The sequence below is a fragment of the Streptosporangium sp. NPDC006013 genome, from assembly GCF_040614275.1.
In the GTDB taxonomy this organism is placed as follows: domain Bacteria; phylum Actinomycetota; class Actinomycetes; order Streptosporangiales; family Streptosporangiaceae; genus Streptosporangium.
Map to the genome: position 1 here is coordinate 1 of NZ_JBEXUE010000693.1, position 4,022 is coordinate 4,022.

Sequence of the window (4,022 nt, forward strand, 5' to 3'; positions counted from 1 at the left end):
CAGCTCCCCCTGCCGCGGCGGAATGCAGAGACTGATCGCCATCACTCGGCTCCTTCATCATCTTGGTCGCGTAGGAAACGGGTCACCGCGTCGGCCGCAGCAGGGCGGCGCGGTCGGCGCGGGCCCTGAGCAGGAACGCCACCGCGAGCATGGCCAGCGTCGCGGCGACGGCGACCCCCGCCGCACCCGCCCAGGTCCCCCTGGTGATCGCGATCGCGGCCGTTCCCGCCGTCAGCAGGACGGTCGCGGCCACCGCCAGCCAGGCGGCGACCACCCGGTCGAGGGCGAACAGCGGCGTCCTGCGGGTCAACGCCCAGGCTCCGTAGCCGGCCCAGGCCAGGCCGAGCGCGACCATAGCGCCGAAGGCCAGGTGGGTACGACCCGGCAGGGCGGGTTCCGTGGCCCACAGCAGACCGGTGAACAGCGCCCCGCCCAGCCCGCCGAGCAGTGCCACGACGTTGCCGATCCGGCGGCGCAGCGACAGCGGCCCGGCCAGCCTGCCGATCATGTCGTCGGGGTTCATTCTCGATATCCCTTCTCCGTGAGCCGGTCGCGCAGCATGCGCCGCGCGCGGGACAGGCGTGACTTGACGGTGCCGACGGGGACGGCGCAGATCTGCGCGCAGTCCTCCAGGGAGAGGTCGTGCAGGTAGAACAGCACGAGGATCTCCCGCTCCCTGACCGGTAGCTCCGACAGGCCCGCCAGCAGGCCGGCGCGGTCCACGAGGGCGTCGGCCGGGTCGCCGGTCGCGCGTTCCTCCTCCGCCAGGACCTCGGGTCTGGCGTACTCCTCGCGGAGCCGGTCGGCCACCGCACGCCTGGCGATCGTGAACAGCCAGGGCGCGAACCGGCCCGGCTCCCTCAGCCGTGGCAGCCCGCGCATCACGGCCACCCAGACCTCCTGGGCCACGTCGTCGGCCTGCGCGGGCCCCAGCATGCGCCGCACGTAGTTCCAAACCGGATCGTGCCAGGCCCTCACCAGCTCGGCGAACGCCTCGCGCTCGCCGAGCCGGCACCGGACCACCAGCAGTTCGTCAGTCACCCTGCCTCCTCAACCGGAACAGTCGGGAAACGGGCGCGGGAGGTTCACGCTCCGCCGGGCCCCCACCCGGCACGAGAACAGGCTCGAAGGATCTCAGAAGCCGCTGTCGACGGGGTACTTCCTGCCCGACACCAGGCGCCTCCCGTACAGCTCGGAGAGCGTGACCAGCCGGTAGCCCCTGGCGGCGAAATGGTGCAGCAGCCGCGGAACGGCCTGGACGGTGGAGGCATGGATGTCGTGCATCAGCACGATGGAGCCCGGTTTCGCCTCGGCCGCGCGGCGGGCGACGATCGAGGAGTCCCTGTCACGCCAGTCGAGCGTGTCGACGTCCCACAGGATCTGGGCGAGCCCCAGGTGGCGGCTCTCCGCGGCGACCCGGGCATCGGTCGCCCCGTACGGCGGGCGCATGAGGTCCATCGTCACCCCCGTCGCGCGCTTGACGATCCACTGGGTACGGTTCAGCTGCTCTCTGATACCGGCCTCCGACAGCCCGGGCAGCTCCGGGTGGCTCCAGCTGTGGTTGCCCAGCTCGTGCCCATCGGCCACCATCCTGCGGAGGATCCGCTCGCCGTCCCCTGGCACCATCTGCCCGACGACGAAGAAGGTCGCCCTGCCCCGGTGCCTGGCGAGCATGTCGAGCAGGGCATTGGTGTAGGCCCCCGGACCGTCGTCGAAGGTCAGCGCCACGCATCTGACCCGCTCGCAGTTGATCCTGCGTGCCGGACGCGGAGCGGGGAAGTTTCCCACCGGCCAGTCCGGCCGGGCCTCGGCCCTCCTCGCGCCCGCCGTCCCCGAGGCGGTCGCCGAGGGCGCGCCGGCGGCGGGGGCACCTGCGGGGACGCCGGCGGGCGCGGTACGCCCCGGGGGGCCGGTCGGCCCGGCGGGCACGATGGGCACGATGGGGGCGGTCGGCTCGTTCGGCCCGATCGGCGTGGCCCGCCCGGTGGGCGCGATGGTCGCGGTAGGCGGGGGCGCGCCTGTCGTGGTGCTCGGAGAAGCGCACCCAGCCGCCGCGAGCAGCAGGGCCATCGACACCATCCGTACCCGCATGCTTCCCCCCGAAAGCAACGCGGGGACGGCGAGCGGCCCCCGGCCGTGTCCCCCGCAAGGTCATGGCCGGGTCTTCCCCCAGGATGGGACATAGACTGCCGATTGGCCCGTACCGACGCGCCATTTCGACGCCACATCGAATGAGATGCGTACCCGGGGGCGACGTCTCATCCGATGAGACCAGTTAGCGCCTTAAAAGGGCTCCTTCCAGCGAACATCTCATATCGGTCAGCGATCCGGCGTCTCGCGGGGCTCGGTCACGACCATCACGAATCGCAGCGGAACCTCCCCCTCGTTGGCGTACCGGTGCGGGCGGTCGGCGCTGAACACGACCGCGTCACCCTCCTCGGCGATGTGGCTCCTGCCGTACACCGAGAGGGTGAGCCGCCCTTCCAGTACGGTCAGCATCTCGCGCGTGCCCGGCGGGTGGGCGTCGCCGTCGTGGTGGTCACCGGGGGCCAGCCGCCAGTCCCACAGCTCCAGGATGGCGGGCGCGTCGGTGCCGACCAGCAGGCGCGCGGTGCTGGAGTCACCGTGCGGGAAGGTGACCACGTCCGTGCTATGGACAATCCGGACCACGGGCGTGTCGGAGACCTCCACCATCCGCGCGACGGTCACCCCGAGCGCGTCGGCGATGCGGGTGAGCGTGGTGATGCTCGGATTGGTCCTGCCCTGCTCGACCTGGACCAGCATGCCCCGGCTCACCCCGGAGCGCGCGGCGAGCTCGTCGAGGGTCATCTGCCGGTGCGCCCGCTGGGCCCGCACGTTGTTGGCGACCGCGGCGGTGATCGTCTCTGGGTCCATAAGTTCAGTCTAGTTAACTTGTTTTGCACTCCATTGCACTCCATATATTGTACTAGGAGTACATTCTATTGAACTGAGGTGACTTGTGACCGCTGTGGTGCTGGCGACGGCCTGCGCGATGGTTTACGGCACCGCGGACTTCCTGGGCGGCATGGCCACCCGCCGGTCGCGGGTGCTCGCCGTGGTGGTTCTCTCCCAGACCGCGGGGCTGGCCGTGGCCGTCGCGCTGCTGCCGATCCTGCCGGGGACCCCCGCGCCCGTGACGCTGGCCTGGGGCGCGGCCTCCGGGCTCTGCGGCGCGGCGGCGGTGGTGCTGTTCTACCGGGCACTGGCCACCGGCGTGATGTCGGTGGTGGCGCCGATCACCGCGACCGTCTCGGCGGTGCTGCCCGTGCTGTTCGGGCTGGCCGTCGGGGAACGCCCCGAGCCGATCGCGCTGGTGGGCGTGGTCCTCGCGTTGCTGGCGGTGCTACTGGTGAGCCGCGACTCCTCCGGCGGGAAAAGCGGCAGCGGGTACGGCCCGATCCTGGCCTCACTCGCCGCGGGCGCGGGTTTCGGCGGCTTCTTCATCCTGCTCGCCCAGGCCCCGGCGGAAGGCGGCGTGTGGCCTCTGGTCGGGGCGCGCCTGGCCTCGGTCACTCTCATCGTCCTGCTGACCCTGACCACCGGCCGCACCCTGCGTCCCGGGCCGGGCACGCTGCGCGTCATCATCGCGGCCGGAGCGCTCGACATGGTCGCCAACGTGCTCTTCATGCTCGCCCAGCAGCGCGGGCTGCTGAGCCTCGTCGGCGTCCTGGTCTCGCTCTACCCGGCGAGCACGCTGCTGCTGGCCCGTCAGGTGCTGGGGGAACGGCTCAACACCGTGCAGACCGTGGGCATCGGCTTCACGCTCGCCGCGGTCGCGCTGATCGCATCCGGCTGACCCGTCCGCCCTGTCAACGACTCAGGCCACCTGGACCCGCTCGATGGCCGAGCCCGACAGGCCCGTCCGCCCCATCGCCACCGCAAAAACGACTCAGGCCACCTGGGCCTGCTCGATGGCCGAGCCCGACAGGCCCGTCCGCCCCATCGCCACCGCAAAAACGACTCAGGCCACCTGGGCCTGCTCGATGGCCGAGCCCGACAGG

At 71.6% G+C, this 4,022-nt stretch carries 5 protein-coding genes; 1 reads left to right on the forward strand and 4 read right to left on the reverse strand.

Annotation, left to right across the window (positions count from 1 at the left end; translation table 11 throughout):
* Positions 1 to 82: 82 nt before the first annotated feature.
* The 4 genes from ABZ260_RS47960 to ABZ260_RS47975 form a co-directional block, all read right to left on the reverse strand.
* Entirely contained in the window at positions 83 to 523 is a 441-nt protein-coding gene (locus ABZ260_RS47960; protein WP_355631771.1) for a hypothetical protein, read from the reverse strand.
* Positions 520 to 1,041, reverse strand: coding sequence for a sigma-70 family RNA polymerase sigma factor (locus tag ABZ260_RS47965; protein WP_355631774.1), 522 nt, complete (start codon positions 1,039 to 1,041; stop codon positions 520 to 522). Before ABZ260_RS47965 ends, ABZ260_RS47960 begins: the two co-directional genes overlap by 4 nt.
* Before the next feature lie 93 nt (positions 1,042 to 1,134).
* Entirely contained in the window at positions 1,135 to 2,091 is a 957-nt protein-coding gene (locus ABZ260_RS47970) for a polysaccharide deacetylase family protein (RefSeq protein ID WP_355631776.1), read from the reverse strand.
* A gap of 228 nt (positions 2,092 to 2,319) precedes the next feature.
* Positions 2,320 to 2,895: an XRE family transcriptional regulator gene (locus ABZ260_RS47975; protein WP_355631779.1), complete on the reverse strand. Its 576-nt coding sequence runs from the start codon at positions 2,893 to 2,895 to the stop codon at positions 2,320 to 2,322.
* A gap of 85 nt (positions 2,896 to 2,980) precedes the next feature.
* On the opposite strand from ABZ260_RS47975, the gene ABZ260_RS47980 reads away from it, so the two are divergent.
* Positions 2,981 to 3,817 carry an EamA family transporter gene (locus tag ABZ260_RS47980; protein WP_355631783.1) on the forward strand — a complete coding sequence of 279 codons (837 nt, stop codon included), beginning with the start codon at positions 2,981 to 2,983 and terminating at the stop codon, positions 3,815 to 3,817.
* The last annotated feature ends 205 nt before the right edge of the window (positions 3,818 to 4,022 follow it).

Bases quoted from the DNA above. Each gene is read 5' to 3' on its own strand.
- ABZ260_RS47975 (WP_355631779.1), bottom strand. From the start codon at position 2,895: ATGGACCCAGAGACGATCACCGCCGCGGTCGCCAACAACGTGCGGGCC.
- ABZ260_RS47970 (WP_355631776.1), bottom strand. From the start codon at position 2,091: ATGCGGGTACGGATGGTGTCGATGGCCCTGCTGCTCGCGGCGGCTGGG.
- ABZ260_RS47960 (WP_355631771.1), bottom strand. From the start codon at position 523: ATGAACCCCGACGACATGATCGGCAGGCTGGCCGGGCCGCTGTCGCTG.